A 14,975-nucleotide genomic window follows, 5' to 3' on the forward strand; every position below is an offset into this window, starting at 1 on the left:
CAGCAACATGCCCTCCCTGTCAGGTCGTTCACTTCGTCGAGCAGCCTGCGGAAGGCGCGGCGCGCGGCCTAATGGATCCAGTGCTCACGCCCTCGGGGGCGGGCACGCCACCCCATCAGCGGTCTGGCCTCCCGGCCGACCAGTAGGGGCACGGTCTGACCTCAGAGCTCGAACGGCTCCGGCGTCGAGAGTGCTCACCTGCTGGCGGCTACGGCACCGAGTCTTCTACAACCCGGTAGCTCCCATTAGGCGTCGGCAATGCGCTGGTAAAAGATGGCGCGGTTACGGCGGTTCGACCCCGGGAGGGGGCTTGACGAGGCAATTCGCCGGGGTGAAGGTGAGCCACTGACATGTGATGTGTGCTGTTGCACCGCCCGTGGTGGCAGCCACCCCACGCCGCCGGCCGGGGCCGGCCGGGGCGTGAGGGGGAGCGTCATGGAGTTGGAGCTTCGGCACCTGCGGGTGCTGTGCGCCATCGCCGACACCGGGAGCGTCGGCCGGGCCGCCGCCCTGCTCGGCGCCTCGCAGCCGGCGACCAGCACCCAGCTGCGCCGGATCGAGCGCCACCTGGGCGCCCCGCTGTTCGAACGCACCGCCGCCGGGGTCGCGCCGACCGGCTTCGGGGCGGAGGTGCTGGCCGCAGCCCGGGAGCTGCTCGCCCGCGCCGACAGTCTGGGGCGCCGCCCGGAGGCCCAGGCCGGGCCCGCCCCGCGCGAGTTGCGGCTGGCGGCGGCCAACGAGCCGATCCTGCCCGGGCTGGTCGCCAGGGTCCGGCACCAGCGGCCCGGGCGGCGCTTCACCGTGACGTCGGTCCACCGCCCCTCGGACGCCGTCGAGTTGCTGGAGCTGGGCGAGGCGGACGCCGCGGTGGCTGTGGACTACCCGGGCCGGGAGCTGGGCCGCTCGCCGTCGGTCGCGCACCGCGGCATCGTCACCGAGCCCGTCTTCGTCGCGCTGCCGGCCGGCCACCGGCTGCGGCACCACGCCGAGGTGGCCCTGGCGGACCTCGCGGAGGAGGAGTGGCTCCTGGCCCCCGACGACGGGGCCGGCTGGCACGGCGTGTTCCACGGGGCCTGCGCCGCCGCGGGTTTCACCCCGGCGACCGTGCACGAGTTCCTCGGCGGCCGGCTGGAGCTCCAGGAGATGGTCGCCGCCGGGCTCGGCGTGTCCGTCGTCCGGGCCACCACCCGGCCGCTCGCCGAGGTGCTGGTCAAGCCGCTCGCCGGGACGCCGATCTGGGTCCGCCAGCTGCTGGTCTGGCGGCCGGCCGGGGTGGACGGGGAGGTCGTGGAGACGCTGTTCGGGGCGGCGGTCGCGGCGTACCGGGACCTGATCGCGGCCGCGCCGGGCTTCCAGGCGTGGGCGGCGCGGACGTACCGGCCGTAGCGGGACCGGGTCAGGGCCGTCAGGGCCGGGTCAGGGCCGGGTGTTATGGCCGGACAAGGCTATGTCATATGACCTGTGACATTGTTCTGACCTTCCGTCGCTGGCAGGATCATGACGCGTTCCCCCACCGTCTCGGCAGTCCTCCCAGCGCCTCCCCCACAGGAGAAGGACCCACCAGTGCGCCCACGGATATCCCTCCCCACCCTGCTGGCCGGCCTCGTCGCCGGCTGCTGCGCCGCCGCCACGCTGCTGCCGGCCACCGCCTCCGCCGCTTCCGCCACTTCCGGTGCCGCCACTTCCGGTTCCTCCGCCGCCGGTGCGGCCGCCCGGCCGGCGGTCGGTGCCCCCTCGGCCGACCCGGGATCCGTCCTGCCGAAGCCGCTCGGCGCCTTCCTCACGGTCGACCAGGCCGAGCAGGCCCGCGCGGCCGAGGAACCCGCCCCCGTCGCCAAGCCGCTGCCCCCGGCCCTGCTCGGCCAGGTCGTGATGGGCCAGCCGGCCGGTACCGTCGTGCAGACCGCGCCGCGCCCGGCCGAGCCGAAGGCCGCCGCCCAGGCCAAGGCGGCCCTCGCCGCCCGCGGTGCCGCCGGTGTGGCCGCTGCCGGGCAGAGCTGCACCCCGGCCGACTTCGGCAGTCGCAGTGGGGCCGAGCTGGTCTCCTTCCTGGAGGCCTCGACCCCGGACTGCGTCAACACCCTGTTCAACGTCACCGGCGCGGACGCGGGCAGCATCTTCAAGGAGTCGAAGATGCTCGCCGTCGCCAACGCCTTCCAGGCCGCGGCGGGCGGCTACACCGGCGACAACTCGACCGGCATCCTGCAGCTGGTGCTCTTCCAGCGGGCCGGCTGGTACGTGCAGTCGAACAACGCGAACGCGGTGGGCCCGTACGACGCGGCGCTCACCGGCGCCTCCAAGGCCGCCCTCGACGCCTTCTTCGCTAGTGCGCACCGCACCGACGTCAGCGACGCCAACGGCACCGTGCTCAACGAGGTGCTGGTGCTCACCGACAGCGCCAACCTCCAGGGCAGCTACCTGGGCGTCTACAAGCAGGTCCTGACGGCGTACGACAACTCGTACAACGCCTTCCCGAAGATGCTCAAGGCGGTCAACGCGGTGCTCTCCGCGCCGCTGTGGCGGGGCAACTGGAACCCCGACTTCGTCAGCGCGGTCGGCGCCGACCCGAGCATCGGCGCCACCCTGGGCGACTTCGCGCTGAACCACAAGGACCTGCTCGGCACGGCCAACGCCTACCTGGACGTCAACGCGGGCAACGACCTCGGCCGGATGGCCGGCGACGGCCCGACGGTCGAGGCCGCGGTCAAGGGCAAGGTCAAGGCCGTCCTCGACGGCGCGCAGATCACCGGCGCCACCGGCCCGCTGTACGTCCACACCGCGTACCAGGCCAACAGCTTCGACCCCGGCCAGTGCTCCTACTACGGCACCTGCGACCTGCCGGCCAAGCTGACCGCCGCGGTGCTGCCGAACCAGCTGGTCTGCGACAACCGCACCATCCAGACCGAGAAGCTCTCGCCCGCAGACCTGTCCGCGGTCTGCGCCAGCCTGCGCGGCGAGGACGCCTTCTTCCACAAGCTGGTCAAGGACAGCGGCCCGATCCCCGGCCAGTACGACAAGGAGCTGACCCTCGCGGTCTTCGCCAACCAGGCCGACTACCTGACCTACTCCTGGGCGATCTTCAACAACTCCACCGACAACGGCGGACAGACCGTCATGGACCCGACCGACCCGAACAACCGGGCCGTGTGCGTGATGTACCAGAAGTCCTGGAACGACGGCTTCACCGCCAACGTGTGGAACCTCAACCACGAGTACACGCACTACCTGGACAACATCTACGACCTCAAGGGCAACTTCTCCACCGAGATCTCCGTCCCGGACATCTGGTGGATCGAGGGCGTCGCCGAGTACGAGTCCTACGCCTACCGCGGCACCACCGACACCCAGGCGATGGCCGAGGCCGCCAAGCACACGTACAAGCTGAGCACGCTCTTCCAGAGCACGTACGGCAACTCGAACACCGTGCGCACCTACCCGTGGGGCTACCTGGCGGTCCGGTACATGTTCGAGAAGCACCCGGCGGACGTCGACGCCATGCTCGGGCACTTCCGCACCGGCGACTACCAGGGCGGCTACGCGGTCTACAACGGCATCGGCACCGGCTACGACGCCGACTTCGACGCCTGGCTCGACACCTGCGCCGGCGGCGCCTGCTACGCGGCCGGCCCCACCGCGCTGTTCGGCCAGACCGTGAGCGGCCCGACCGTCACCCTGACCGACAAGTCCGTCCAGACCGGGTCCGGCCGGATCACCGCCTGGCACTGGACCTTCGGCGACGGCGGCTCCTCCGACCAGCAGAACCCGACCCACACCTACGCGGCCGCCGGCACCTACACCGTCGCGCTGACCGTCACCGACGACACCGGCAGGACCGCCAGCACCCCCGCCTCCGTCACCGTGACCACCGGCGGAGGCGGCCCCACCACCCCGCCGGCCTGCACCGACCCGCGCACCGACGCGCTCGGCCAGAACTGCTCGCGCGCCAACCTCTCCGCCACCGCCGGCAACCTGGACTACCTGTACGTCTACCTGCCGGCCGGCACCAGCACCCTGAAGATCACCGCCTCCGGGGGCACCGGCACCGCCTCCCTGTACTACAACGAGAACACCTGGGCCTCGCCGAGCGCGTACACCGCCTCGTCCACCAACCCGGGCACCACCCAGAGCATCACGGTGACCAACCCGACGGCCGGCTACCGGTACGTGAGCCTCTACGCGAACACCGACTTCAGCGGGGTGACCGTCAGCACCCAGTTCTGATCCGCCGTCCACCGTGCGCCGTCCTCCGGGCGCTGGGCCGGGTCCGTGGCAGCAGCCGCGGGCCCGGCCGTCCGGTGTTCCGGTGTCCTGGCACTCCGGTGTTCGGTGTTCCGGTGTTCCCCGGTTTTCCGCGTTCCGGTGACGGGGAGGTTGCGCGGGGGCGTGCCGCAGGTGTGCGGGCGGTGTGCGTGCGCCCTTGTTGTGCTAGCACTTGAGCGCTAGCTTGAACGGCATGGGTAAGAAGCAGCTGAACGTGCGGGTCGACGCCACGACCGCCGAGATGGCCCGGGAACGGGCGGAGCAGCAGGGGATCTCCATGAACCAGTACATCGAGCGCCTGGTCCAACAGGACATGGGCGAGTCCGGGCGGGCCTTCGTGGACGCGGCCGCGCAGTTCATGAAGGAGTACGAGTCGGCCTTCCTCGCCGAGTTCGCGGAGCCGGGCGACCTCCAGGACGTGCGCCGTTGAAGCTGGAGGTCGACCTCTCGTGGTTGCTCATGACCGCCGAGCAGTACACCCCCGGTGACCCACAGGTCACCGACTACGGCTCACTGCTCGCGGCCGTCACCCGCCACCAGGCAGAGATATTCGACATCGCGGTCTACCCCGAACCACCGGACCGCGCCGCGGCGCTGATGCACCAGCTGATCCGGGTGCCCGCGCTGGAGAAGACCAACGAACTCTTCGCGACCGCCGTCGCCTACGCCTACCTGGTCGCCAGCGGCTGCACCGTCGCCACCACCGCGCGCGAGGTGCGCAGCCTCTCCCGGGCCATCCGTGAGGGGCGGCTCGGGGTGTCGGGTGTGGCCGAGCGGCTGGCGGCCTGGGTGGTCGACGAGGCGGAGGGGGAGGGGGTCGCCGGAGCGGACGAGGAGGACGGGGACGACGACTGACCGGCGCCGTCCCCGTCCCCGTCGGGGCTCCCGGGGTGCTGCTGCGCGGCGGGCTCCGGCCGGTCGGCCGGGGTCTGCCGGTCTGCTGGTCGGCCGGTTACTGCCGGTCGGCCGGTTACTGTTGGTCGGCCGGTTACTGCCGGGTGGCGGGCTCCGCTATCAGGGCGGTCGCGAAGGCGCGGAAGCCGATCCGGCGGTAGATCCGGGCGACGTCCTCGTCGGCGGCGGACAGGAACACCGTCCGCACCCCGTTCGCCCGGGCGTGGGCGACCAGGGCCGCGGTGACCGCCAGGCCCAGCCCGCGCCGGCGTGCGGACGGCAGCGTGCCCACCCCGGCCACCTCGGTGACCGGGCCCACCGGGTTGTGCTGGCCCGCGCACAGAGCCGTACCGTCCTCGAAGGCCGCGGCCAGCACGGTGGCCCCGGCGGTGATCCGCCCGGCGATCCGCTCCGCCGTGCCATCGGCCGCCAACTTCGCCGCGGACTCGGCGAGTTCGGCCGCACCGGCCGACCCGATGGCGGTGCCCGGATCGCCGAAGGCCAGGTTCGGGACGGCGATGGCGGCCGCCAGCTCCGGCGCGTCCGGCGCCAGCACCCGGACCTCCACCCGCTCCGGCAGCTCGGGCACCGGGGCCGCTTCGTCCTGCGGGCCCAGCACCAGCAGCGGGTGCTCGTGCACCGTCAGGCCCGCCGCCTCGACCGCCGCGCGCAGCCCAGGGGTCTGCTCGGCCACCCACTCGAAGGCCTCCGGCACGCCCAGCTCCCGCTGCCGCTCCAGCACCCGGCGGACGTCCTCGGCGGTGGCGGCCGGGCCGGTGTGGTCGAGGGTCGGGCGGGCGTAGTACGGCCAGCCGGCGTCCTCGCGGACGAACAGGGTCAGCGGTCCGAAGTCCTCGGTGCGGGCGGCGCCGCGCGGAACGGTGTCGTAGTAGCGCTCGAGCTCGTCGAGCAGGGGGCGGTCGGGAGCATGATCGGCAGAGGTCACGGCGTGCATCCAAGCAGGGGCGGTGCTGCGATGCCACCGATTTGTCGGGGGCGCGCGGTCTGCTCCGGTCGGGGGTGCAGGGTCCGCCGCCGTCGACCCGGGGTCCGCCGCCGTCGCTCCGGGCCGATTGTTGCCGAACGCTTACCCGCTCGCAGCGATCTTGTGCGGACACGGCGTGCATGCTGAAGCCTTTACAGCTCTGCCGAGGGGGACGGCGGACGTCTGCACTAGGCGAGGCAAGGGGGAAGACAGGCCGATGAGGCTCTGCTTTCTGGTGGAGGAACACTACCGGCACGACGGCATGCCGCTCGACGTGGCGCGCCAACTCACGGCGTGGGGGCACCGGGTGGACGTGCTGCGCCCCGGGGACTCGCTGCTGGCGATCTCCGAGGAGGTCCGGGCCGGCAGTCACGACGCCTGGGTGCTCAAGACCGTCTCCGGCGGACCCGGGCTGACCCTGCTGGAGTCGGCCGCCGCCGTCGGCCTCACCACGGTGAACGACGTGCGTTCGATCCGTGGGGTCAGGGACAAGGCGCTCGCCGCGGTCATCGGCCGTACCCGCGGCCTGCCCGTCCCGGTGACGTACGCGGCCGCGCGCTGGGAGCGGCTGGCGGAGATCCCGGCCACCGAGTACCCGCTGGTGGTCAAGCCCGCCGACGGCAGCTCCGGGCGTGCCGTCCGGCTGGTGCGCAGCCCCGACCAGCTGCTGGAGGTCGGGCCCGAGCTGGCGGGGGAGGGGCTGCTGATCGCGCAGCCGTACGTGCCCAACTCAGGGACCGACCTCAAGGTGTACTGCGTCGACGGCGAGCTCTTCGCGACGGAACGTTCCTCCCCGCTGCACCCCGGGCAGGGCGTGCGCGAGCGGCAGGTGCCGCTGCCGGGGAGCGTCGCGCGGATCGTGGCGCAGGTCGGCGAGGTGTACGGGCTGGACCTGTACGGGGTGGACGTGCTGCTGGGGCCGGACGGGCCGGTGGTGGTGGACGTCAACGACTTCCCGAGCTTCCGGCAGGTACCGGACGCGGTGGCCAGGGTCGCCCGGGCGGTGCTCCGGCTCGCGCGCAGCGGGACGGCCGTGTCGCTGCCCGGCGGGCCCGCCGAACTGGTGCCCGCCGGTGGCGACCCGTACGGGCAACTCGGCTTCGGTGAGGGGGAGTTGCGATGAAGATCGGGCTGATCACCGGCGACCCGGGCCACCCGGTGCTGGCGGCCGCGGCCGAGCTGCTGGTGCGGCAGGGGCACGAGGTCGAGGTCGTCCCGCCCACCGGGCCGGTGACCGGGCCTGTGACCGGGCCGGCAGACGTGTACCTGCTCAAGGCCCGTACGCCGCAGGCGCTGGCGCTGGCGGAGGAGTTGGAGCGGCGGGGCGCGCCGGTGGTCAACTCGGCGGCGGCCACCGGGCTGTGCCAGGACCGGGTGCGGATGGCCGATCTCGCCCGCGCCGCCGGGTTGCCCTTCGCGGCCACCGAGGCGGTCGGACGGCTGGGTGAACTCGTCGATCCGGCCTACCCGTTCGTGGTCAAGAGCCGGCGCAGCAGGCGGCACGACCTGGTCGCCCGGGTGGACGGGCCGGCCCGGCTGCGCGAACTCGCCGAGCGCTGGCCCGACGAGCCGGTCGTCACCCAGGCGTTCGTCCCGGGGACGGGCTGGGACCAGAAGCTGTGGGTGGTCGACGGGCAGGTGTTCGCGGCCCGGCGGCAGTCCGAACTCGCCACCGGCACGGGGAAGTCGGGGAGGGCGGAGGAGTGGGAACCGTCCGCCGCGCGGGCCGCGCTGGCGCTGCGCGTGGGCGAGGTGTTCGGGCTCGACGTGTACGGGGTCGACCTGCTCGACGGGCCCGCGGAGCCGGTCATCGTGGACGTCAACGCCTTCCCCGGGGTCCGCGGCCGGCCCGGCGCGCCGGAGGCGCTCGTGGCGCTCGCGCTGCGGGCGGGGGAGGAGCGGGGGCAGGCGCTCGCCGGGCTCGGGGGCGGGCCCGGGAGGGGTGTGCGGTAGGGCGCGCGGCGGGTGGCTGGGGGTGGGGCCCTCCGCCGGGGCCGGGGTGCGTGATGGGGCCCTCCGCCGGGCCGGGGTGCGTGACGGGGCCCTCCGCCGGGCCGGGGTGCGTGACGGGGCCCTCCGCCGGGCCGGGGGAGCGCGGTGGGCCCCTTCGCCGGGGCCGGGTCGGCGGCCCGGGGCGCCGGCCCGCCGAGGTCGTTAGGCTGGCTGGCGCCCCGACCGGCCGGGGCGTACGGCGAGAGAAGACGGAACCTTGCTCCAGGACATCGAGCGCTACCTGGCCTGCCCGCACTGCGCGCAGGCCCTCACCCGGCACGACCGCAGCCTGAGCTGCCCGGCCGGGCACAGCTTCGACCTCGCCAAGCAGGGCTACGTCAGCCTCCTCGCCGGCGACGCCCACACCGGCACCGGCGACACCGCCGAGATGGTCGCGGCCCGCGCGGACTTCCTCGCCGCCGGGCACTACCGGCCGATCGCCGAGGCGCTGGCGCAGACCGCCTCCGCCGTGGTCGCCGGCGGGTCCGACGGCCTGGTCGCCGACCTCGGCGCCGGCACCGGCCACTACCTGGCGCACGTCCTGGACGCCCTGCCCGGCACCGTCGGCGCGGCCCTCGACATCTCCAAGTTCGCGCTGCGCCGCGCCGCCAAGGCGCACCCCCGGATCGGCGCCGTGGTGTGCGACGCCTGGCGCCCGCTGCCGTTGCGGGACGCCTCGGCCGAGCTGATGCTCAATGTCTTCGCCCCGCGCAACGGGCCCGAGATCCGCCGGGTGCTGCGCCCCGGCGGCACCCTGCTGCTGGTCTCGCCGACCGCCCGCCACCTGCGCGAACTCGTCGACGCGCTGGGGCTGCTGTCGGTGGACGAGGAGAAGCAGCGGCGGATCGACGAGAAGCTCGGGCCGTACCTGGAGCCCGCGGGGCGGCAGGAGGTCGAGTTCACCCTGCGGCTGGGCCCGCAGGACGTGCGCACCGTCGTCGGCATGGGACCGAGCGCCTGGCACACCGACCCGGAGCGGCTCGGCGCCGCGCTCGCGGAACTGCCGGAGCCGGTCGAGGTGACGGCCTCGGTGACAGTGGCCGCGTACCGGCGCTGAGCATCGACGCGTGCCGGGTGCCGGCGCTGGGCGCCGACGCGTGCCGCGTGCCGGCGTTGAGCGCCGACACGCCCCGCCCCCCGCGTGCGACGCCGGCCGCGCACCGCCGTCGAGCGCCACGTTGGGATGAATCTGCCGCGCAGGCACGTTTCTGCCGCTCGGCCTGCGGCTAACGTCCGACGGGTGAACCGCGACGCCACCAGGCCCGCAAGGCCGTCCCAGCTCCGACCGGGCGCCCCGGGGCCCGACCGGCCGCCCGTGCCGCGCCCCACCGTCGAGGAGCTCCGGCTCACCTCGTTCAAGTCCTACCGGCGCGCAGTGTTGCCGCTCGCGCCCCTCACGGTGCTGCACGGGCCCGCCGGGGTCGGCAAGTCCAACGCGCTCGACGCACTGGCGGTGCTGTCCCGGCTGGCCCTCGGCGAGGAGATCGCCGACTCGCTGGACGGGCTGCCCGAACGCACCGGCCCGCTCGCCGCGCCCGTCCGGGGTGGCCTGGACGGGTGCGTCCCGCACGGGCGGGACGCGATCATCCTCGGCTGCACCGTCCGCTCACCGCACGGCCTGATCCGGCTCGACGTGGTGGTCCGCACCGACGGCCCGGTCCGGATCGCCCGGGAGTCGCTGACCCTCGACGGCCGGACCCTGATGGACACCGGCGAACAGGACGTCCGCAACCGGCGGGTCAACGTCTGCTGGCACAACGACACCCGCCAGGGCGACATCCGCGCGCCGTTCCCCAGCGGCACGATGATCACCGCCCAGCTGCCGCTGCGGGTCGCGGGCTCGTCGGCCGGGGAGTGCCTCGTCCTCGCCGCCACCGAGGACCTGCTCACCGCCCTGCGCGAGGTCTTCCCGCTGCACCCCGTCCCCGCGCTGATGCGCGGCTGGGCGCGGGCCGACCCGCAGGCCCGGCTGCGCAGCAACGCCGCCAACATCTCCGCCGTCGTCGCCCGGCTGAGCAACGAGTGCCCGCGCCGGTACGGGCAGCTGCTGCGCGCCGTGCAGTCCGCCGCACCGCACCCGCTGCTCGGGCTCACCCTCGCCGAGCGCGAGAGCGCGGGCGTGCGGCGGGTCCTCGCCGTCTTCGACGAGGGCGTCCTCGGGCGCACCGGCGTGGACCAGGCCTCCGACGGCATGCTGCGCCACCTCGCCTTTGCCGCGGTGCTGCTGACCGGGGCAGGGGTGCTCGACCTCGACGTGGCCGCCGAGGTGCCCTGGGCGCACCGGCAGCTCACCGTGCTGGCCGAGGACCTGGGAGCGGGGCTCTCCGGCGAGCAGACCGCCACGCTGCTGCGGCTGGCGCGGGACATGGCGGACCGCAGCCAGCTGCGGGTGGTCGCGGCCCTGCAGGAGCCGGCGGCGGCGCGGGAGGTGCTGGGTGGCGCGCCCGGGGGCGGGATGGTGCTGGTCGAGTGCCGACGGGATCCGGACTCCGGGTTCACCGTGCTGCGGCCGGAGACGGCGCGGGTGCCGGTCCAGGGCGGACGCGGGGAGGCGGCCGGGGATGCGGCGGACCCGTTCGACGGGGTGCCGGCAGGGGGCGCGGCAGCGGATGAGGACCGGTCGGACGAGCCGTCGGGTGAGTGGTCGGCGGAGCGGGCGGGGGCGGCCGGATCCCCGGTGGGCGGTGGGGCGTCCACGGCGGGCGCTGGGGCGGCGGGCCGCGATGCGGTAGACCTGGAGGGGTGAGCGAACGAGTGACGGGGCCGGCGGAGCCCACCGTGGCGGCCCTGCGGCAGCGGTTGGTGGAATTCGCGGCGGCCCGGCGGTGGGAGCCCTTCCACACCCCGAAGAACCTGGCGGCGGCGCTGAGCGTGGAGGCGGGGGAGCTGCTGGAGATCTTCCAGTGGCTGACGCCCGAGGAGGCGGCGTCGGTGATGTCCGACCCGGAGCGCGCGCACCGGGTGCACGACGAGGTCGCGGACGTGTTGGCCTACCTGCTGCAGTTCTGTACGGCGGTCGGGGTGGATCCGCTGGAGGCCCTGGCGGCCAAGATCGAGCGGAACGAGCTCCGCTTCCCGGTGCCGGCGGACGCGGCCGAGCCAGGTGAAAGTGTGGCCGGCGTCAACTCGGAGGTGGACGACCAACCCTTGTGAGGGATGGGAGTTATCCACAACCCCCGACTTGTCCACAGCTTCTGACCATGTGGATGCGCGCTCGCGCTCTTCCTCGCACGCTTTCGCCGTGACCAGCCGTCACCACGCGGACCGCCCTCCCGGCGGCCGGGGCGACGGCGACAGCGAGCGAGGGGAGCGGTGGCCATGGAGGCGCTGCGACTGATCAAGACGGCCCGGCACGCCCTGGCCGAGGCCAGGCACGTACCGGACGTCCTGGCCGAGGCGCGGCAGGCCGCGCTGCTCACCGAGGCGGTGGGCGCCAGGCTGGCGGAGTCGGAGGACGAGGAGCTCACCGGGCTGGGGCAACAGCTGTCCGAGGCCGGGGCGCACGCGGCGGTCTGCCTGGACCGCTCCGTGGTCCGCGCCGCCCTGGTGAGCGGCGGCCGGGCCGCGCGGCTCACCGACCTCGGGGACTTGGAGCCCGCTCTCGGAGCGCTCGACGGGCTGCTCCAGGAGGTCGGCGAGACGCTGGTGGTGCTGGCCTGCGGGGCGGACACCGAGAGCCTCTACTGGACGTGCATCGACGGCGTGGACGCGGTGTCGGAGTGCAAGGACCTCACCGCGCGGCTGCGCGAGGTGGCGGTCGGGTCCGGAGAGGCGCAGCCCGTGGCGCTCGGCGGGGCGGAACGGGAACGGGAGCGGGCCGGTGGCGGGGCGTCGATGCTGGTGGTCCGGCTCGGCCCGCCGGGCGAGGCCGGTCCGCCGCTCGGTGACGGCGCGGCGAGCGGCCGCGGCTCGCCCTTCGGCAGTGGCCCGCCGGGCGGTGGTGGCCCGCCCGGGGCGGGCGGGCCGGTCGAGGAGGAACGGTCGGCGGGCTACCGGGTGCCCGGGGCGTCCGAGACCTCGGAGGTGTCCGTGCCGGTCGGATAGGCGGTGGAGTCGCCGCTCCCGGGGACGGAGCCCTGGAGTTCGTCGAGGTCCGCGGTGACGGAGGCGAGCAGTTCCTGCATCTGCTCCAGCAGGCTCTTGGGGGTGGCGGGTCCGGCCGAGGTGCCGTCGGCCGAGCCCGTCGGGCTGCTCGGGAACTGCGGCGTGGCAGATGGTTCGGACATCACGGGACCTCTTCGGATCGGTGGTGCGGCATGGAGCGGCCGACGGTGGCTCGGCCGCACGGCGGGAGGCGGCAGTTGCCCGCCACCGGGGCACCCACCCCGCCGTTGCACCCAACGAACCGCTCCGGATGTCGTCACCCGGACACCACCCGATGCGGTCCAACTCCGGCGTGCGGTAAGCCTCCCGGGTGAGCCGGGGTTGCCGTCGCGGCGCTGCCTCGGCTAGGCGCGGAGCGGCTCGGGGCACGGAGCGGGACGGTGGCTGGTGACGCGGAGCGGGGTGATGGTCGGCGACGCGGAGCGGGGCGTCGGCGGACATGCCCGGAGAGGAGACCGAAGGTGAGGCGGAGGAGGCTCGGGGGAGAACCCACCCCTTGCCACTCTCAACGTATAGCGCATGGGGGGCCTTGCGGCAAGGCCCCCGTGGTGGCGCACAATCGCAGGCCTCAGATCGGAGCTGATGCCATGAACAGCCGGACCACCAGCGCGTTCGACCTTCCCGCCCGCCTCGCCGCCAAGGCCGATCCCGAGCTGATCGGCGAGGACGAGCGGCACTTCGCGGCCGTCGCGGAGAGCCTGGAGCAGTCGATCGCCGAGCTGTCCGACCGCCTGGACGCGCTGCGCCGCGCGCCGGGCGGCCTCGGGCGGGAGGCGATGGACCGGGACATCGAGGTGCACAAGCTGACCGGTCGGCTGCGTGCCCTGCGCCGCTTCGGGCTGGACCTGTGCCTGGGCCGGGTCGTCCTCGCGGACGACCCGGAGCCGGTGTACGTCGGGCGGCTCGGCCTCACCGACAGTGAGGGGCGCCGACTGCTGGTCGACTGGCGCTCGCCCGCCGCCGAGCCGTTCTTCGCGGCCACCCACGCCGACCCGATGGGCCTGGCGAGCCGGCGCAGGTACCGCTGGACGGGCGGCCGGATCGGCGACTACTGGGACGAGGTGTTCACCGCCGAGGCCCTGGAGGGGCACGCCGCGCTGGACGACCAGTCCGCGTTCATCGCCAGCCTGGGCGGCAACCGGTCGGCCCGGATGCGGGACGTGCTGGCCACCATCCAGGCGGACCAGGACGCCGTCATCCGGGCCGGGTCCCGGGGCGCCCTGGTGGTGGACGGCGGCCCCGGCACCGGGAAGACGGTCGTCGCGCTGCACCGCTCCGCGTACCTGCTCTACTCCGACCCCAGGCTCGGCCACCGGCGCGGCGGTGTGTTGTTCGTCGGCCCGCATCAGCCCTACCTGGCCTACGTCGCCGACGTCCTGCCCAGCCTCGGCGAGGAGGTGGCCCGCCTGAAGTCCTCGGTCGACATGGTGAAGGCGATCGAGAAGGCCGTCCGGCTGTACGAGGAGCCGCCGACCGAGGGCATGGAGGTCACCACCCACTGGGCCGACCTCTGGCTGAGCGCCGAGGACTGGTCCGACGCATTCGCCGCGCCGGACCCGGGCACCCCGCACAACGAGGCCCGCGAGCAGATCTGGGAGGAGCTGGCCACGATCCTGATGGACAAGCTGGACGAGGACGAGGGCGTCTCGCCTGAGCTGTTCCGCCGGTCGCTGCGGCAGGACCGCGAGCTGGTCGAGACACTCAACCGGGCCTGGCCGCTGCTCGACGCGGCCGACCTGGTCGGCGACCTCTGGTCGGTGCCCGCCTACCTGCGGATGTGCGCGCCCTGGCTGGCGCCCGAGGAGGTCCGCAGGCTCCAGCGCAAGGACGCGCCCCAGGTTTGGACGGTCTCCGACCTGCCGCTGCTGGACGCGGCCAGGCAGCGGCTCGGCGATCCCGAGGCGGACCTGCGCCGGCGTCGGCGAGAGGCCGCGGCCGCCGCCGAGCGCGAACGGATGGCCGACGTCATCGGCGACCTCCTGCAGGCCGACGACGACGGCGAGGGCGCGGTGACGATGCTGCGCGGGCGCGACCTCCAGGACACCCTGGTCGACGAGACGGCCCTGCCCGTCGCCGACCCGGAACCGCTCGCCGGGCCGTTCGCGCACATCGTGGTGGACGAGGCCCAGGAGCTGACCGACGCTGAGTGGCAGATGCTGCTGCTGCGCTGCCCGTCCCGGAGCTTCACCATCGTCGGGGACCGGGCGCAGGCCAGGCACGGTTTCACGGAGTCCTGGCGGGAGCGGCTGGAGCGGATCGGGCTCGACCGGAGCACGGTGGCCTCGCTGAGCATCAACTACCGGACGCCGGAGGAGGTCATGGCCGAGGCCGAGCCCGCGATCCGGGCCGCGCTGCCCGACGCCAACGTGCCGACCTCCGTCCGCAGCAGCGGCATCCCCGTCGCGCACGGGTCGGTGGCGGAGCTGGACGCCGTCCTGGACGACTGGCTCGCCGAGCACGCCGAGGGGATCGCCTGTGTGATCGGTGCCCCCGGTTTCGAGGCGCGGCCGCGGGTCCGGTCGCTGACCCCGGAGCTGTCCAAGGGGCTCGAGTTCGACCTGGTCGTCCTGGTCGACCCGGAGGCGTTCGGCGGCGGCGTCGAGGGAGCCGTCGACCGCTACGTCGCGATGACCAGGGCGACGCAACGGCTGGTGGTTCTCAGGAGCACGTGAGGAGACGGCGTTGGGCGGCGAGCGGCGGAGGGAGCGGGGTGTGGAAGGAGGGAGCGAAGGGGCTGAAA

13 protein-coding genes are annotated in these 14,975 nt (G+C 74.1%); 11 read left to right on the forward strand and 2 right to left on the reverse strand.

Translation table 11 applies throughout. From position 1 onward, the window contains the following. Positions 1 to 435: 435 nt before the first annotated feature. The 4 genes from ACIQ87_RS31020 (at position 436) to ACIQ87_RS31035 (ending at position 5,115) form a co-directional block, all read left to right on the forward strand. Positions 436 to 1,386, forward strand: coding sequence for a LysR family transcriptional regulator (locus ACIQ87_RS31020; protein ID WP_402413132.1), 951 nt, complete (start codon positions 436 to 438; stop codon positions 1,384 to 1,386). Positions 1,387 to 1,563: 177 nt separating this feature from the next. Beyond that, entirely contained in the window at positions 1,564 to 4,221 is a 2,658-nt protein-coding gene (locus ACIQ87_RS31025) for a collagenase (protein ID WP_402413135.1), read from the forward strand. 232 nt (positions 4,222 to 4,453) lie between these two features. Then, a complete protein-coding gene (locus ACIQ87_RS31030) occupies positions 4,454 to 4,690 on the forward strand; it encodes a toxin-antitoxin system HicB family antitoxin (protein ID WP_355260484.1) in 237 nt (78 codons plus the stop codon). Between the two features lie 29 nt (positions 4,691 to 4,719). Then, the gene (locus ACIQ87_RS31035; RefSeq protein ID WP_402413328.1) at positions 4,720 to 5,115 is read left to right on the forward strand and encodes a fic family toxin-antitoxin system, toxin component; all 396 of its coding nucleotides are present in this window, start codon (positions 4,720 to 4,722) and stop codon (positions 5,113 to 5,115) included. 133 nt (positions 5,116 to 5,248) lie between these two features. On the opposite strand, the gene ACIQ87_RS31040 is transcribed toward ACIQ87_RS31035, so the two are convergent. Further along, positions 5,249 to 6,100, reverse strand: coding sequence for a GNAT family N-acetyltransferase (locus tag ACIQ87_RS31040; RefSeq protein WP_402413138.1), 852 nt, complete (start codon positions 6,098 to 6,100; stop codon positions 5,249 to 5,251). A gap of 256 nt (positions 6,101 to 6,356) precedes the next feature. On the opposite strand from ACIQ87_RS31040, the gene ACIQ87_RS31045 reads away from it, so the two are divergent. From ACIQ87_RS31045 to ACIQ87_RS31070, 6 genes are all read left to right on the forward strand, one after another. Further along, on the forward strand, positions 6,357 to 7,262 hold the full coding sequence (locus tag ACIQ87_RS31045) for a RimK family alpha-L-glutamate ligase (protein ID WP_402413140.1): 906 nt from the start codon (positions 6,357 to 6,359) through the stop codon (positions 7,260 to 7,262). Then, positions 7,259 to 8,092, forward strand: coding sequence for a RimK family alpha-L-glutamate ligase (locus tag ACIQ87_RS31050; RefSeq protein ID WP_402413143.1), 834 nt, complete (start codon positions 7,259 to 7,261; stop codon positions 8,090 to 8,092). Before ACIQ87_RS31045 ends, ACIQ87_RS31050 begins: the two co-directional genes overlap by 4 nt. 256 nt (positions 8,093 to 8,348) lie before the next feature. Further along, on the forward strand, positions 8,349 to 9,188 hold the full coding sequence (locus tag ACIQ87_RS31055; protein ID WP_402413146.1) for a putative RNA methyltransferase: 840 nt from the start codon (positions 8,349 to 8,351) through the stop codon (positions 9,186 to 9,188). 183 nt (positions 9,189 to 9,371) lie between these two features. After that, a complete protein-coding gene (locus ACIQ87_RS31060; RefSeq protein WP_402413148.1) occupies positions 9,372 to 10,877 on the forward strand; it encodes an AAA family ATPase in 1,506 nt (501 codons plus the stop codon). A gap of 32 nt (positions 10,878 to 10,909) precedes the next feature. Next, on the forward strand, positions 10,910 to 11,284 hold the full coding sequence (locus ACIQ87_RS31065; RefSeq protein WP_402413331.1) for a nucleotide pyrophosphohydrolase: 375 nt from the start codon (positions 10,910 to 10,912) through the stop codon (positions 11,282 to 11,284). 165 nt (positions 11,285 to 11,449) lie between these two features. Next, complete coding sequence (locus tag ACIQ87_RS31070) at positions 11,450 to 12,175, forward strand: DUF6099 family protein (RefSeq protein WP_402413151.1); 726 nt, start codon at positions 11,450 to 11,452, stop codon at positions 12,173 to 12,175. Here ACIQ87_RS31070 and ACIQ87_RS31075 read toward each other — a convergent pair. Next, complete coding sequence (locus ACIQ87_RS31075) at positions 12,121 to 12,357, reverse strand: hypothetical protein (protein WP_402413153.1); 237 nt, start codon at positions 12,355 to 12,357, stop codon at positions 12,121 to 12,123. The two genes, ACIQ87_RS31070 and ACIQ87_RS31075, sit on opposite strands and share 55 nt — an antisense overlap. Before the next feature lie 465 nt (positions 12,358 to 12,822). Between ACIQ87_RS31075 and ACIQ87_RS31080 the strand changes: the two genes are divergently transcribed. After that, complete coding sequence (locus tag ACIQ87_RS31080; protein ID WP_402413156.1) at positions 12,823 to 14,907, forward strand: HelD family protein; 2,085 nt, start codon at positions 12,823 to 12,825, stop codon at positions 14,905 to 14,907. The last annotated feature ends 68 nt before the right edge of the window (positions 14,908 to 14,975 follow it).

The organism is Kitasatospora sp. NPDC096204 (genome assembly GCF_044763205.1).
In the GTDB taxonomy this organism is placed as follows: domain Bacteria; phylum Actinomycetota; class Actinomycetes; order Streptomycetales; family Streptomycetaceae; genus Kitasatospora.

Coding starts and splice junctions, on each gene's coding strand:
- ACIQ87_RS31035 (WP_402413328.1), top strand. CDS start 4,720: ATGACCGCCGAGCAGTACACCCCCGGTGACCCACAGGTCACCGACTAC.
- ACIQ87_RS31075 (WP_402413153.1), bottom strand. CDS start 12,357: ATGTCCGAACCATCTGCCACGCCGCAGTTCCCGAGCAGCCCGACGGGC.
- ACIQ87_RS31080 (WP_402413156.1), top strand. CDS start 12,823: ATGAACAGCCGGACCACCAGCGCGTTCGACCTTCCCGCCCGCCTCGCC.
- ACIQ87_RS31030 (WP_355260484.1), top strand. CDS start 4,454: ATGGGTAAGAAGCAGCTGAACGTGCGGGTCGACGCCACGACCGCCGAG.
- ACIQ87_RS31020 (WP_402413132.1), top strand. CDS start 436: ATGGAGTTGGAGCTTCGGCACCTGCGGGTGCTGTGCGCCATCGCCGAC.
- ACIQ87_RS31050 (WP_402413143.1), top strand. CDS start 7,259: ATGAAGATCGGGCTGATCACCGGCGACCCGGGCCACCCGGTGCTGGCG.
- ACIQ87_RS31070 (WP_402413151.1), top strand. CDS start 11,450: ATGGAGGCGCTGCGACTGATCAAGACGGCCCGGCACGCCCTGGCCGAG.
- ACIQ87_RS31045 (WP_402413140.1), top strand. CDS start 6,357: ATGAGGCTCTGCTTTCTGGTGGAGGAACACTACCGGCACGACGGCATG.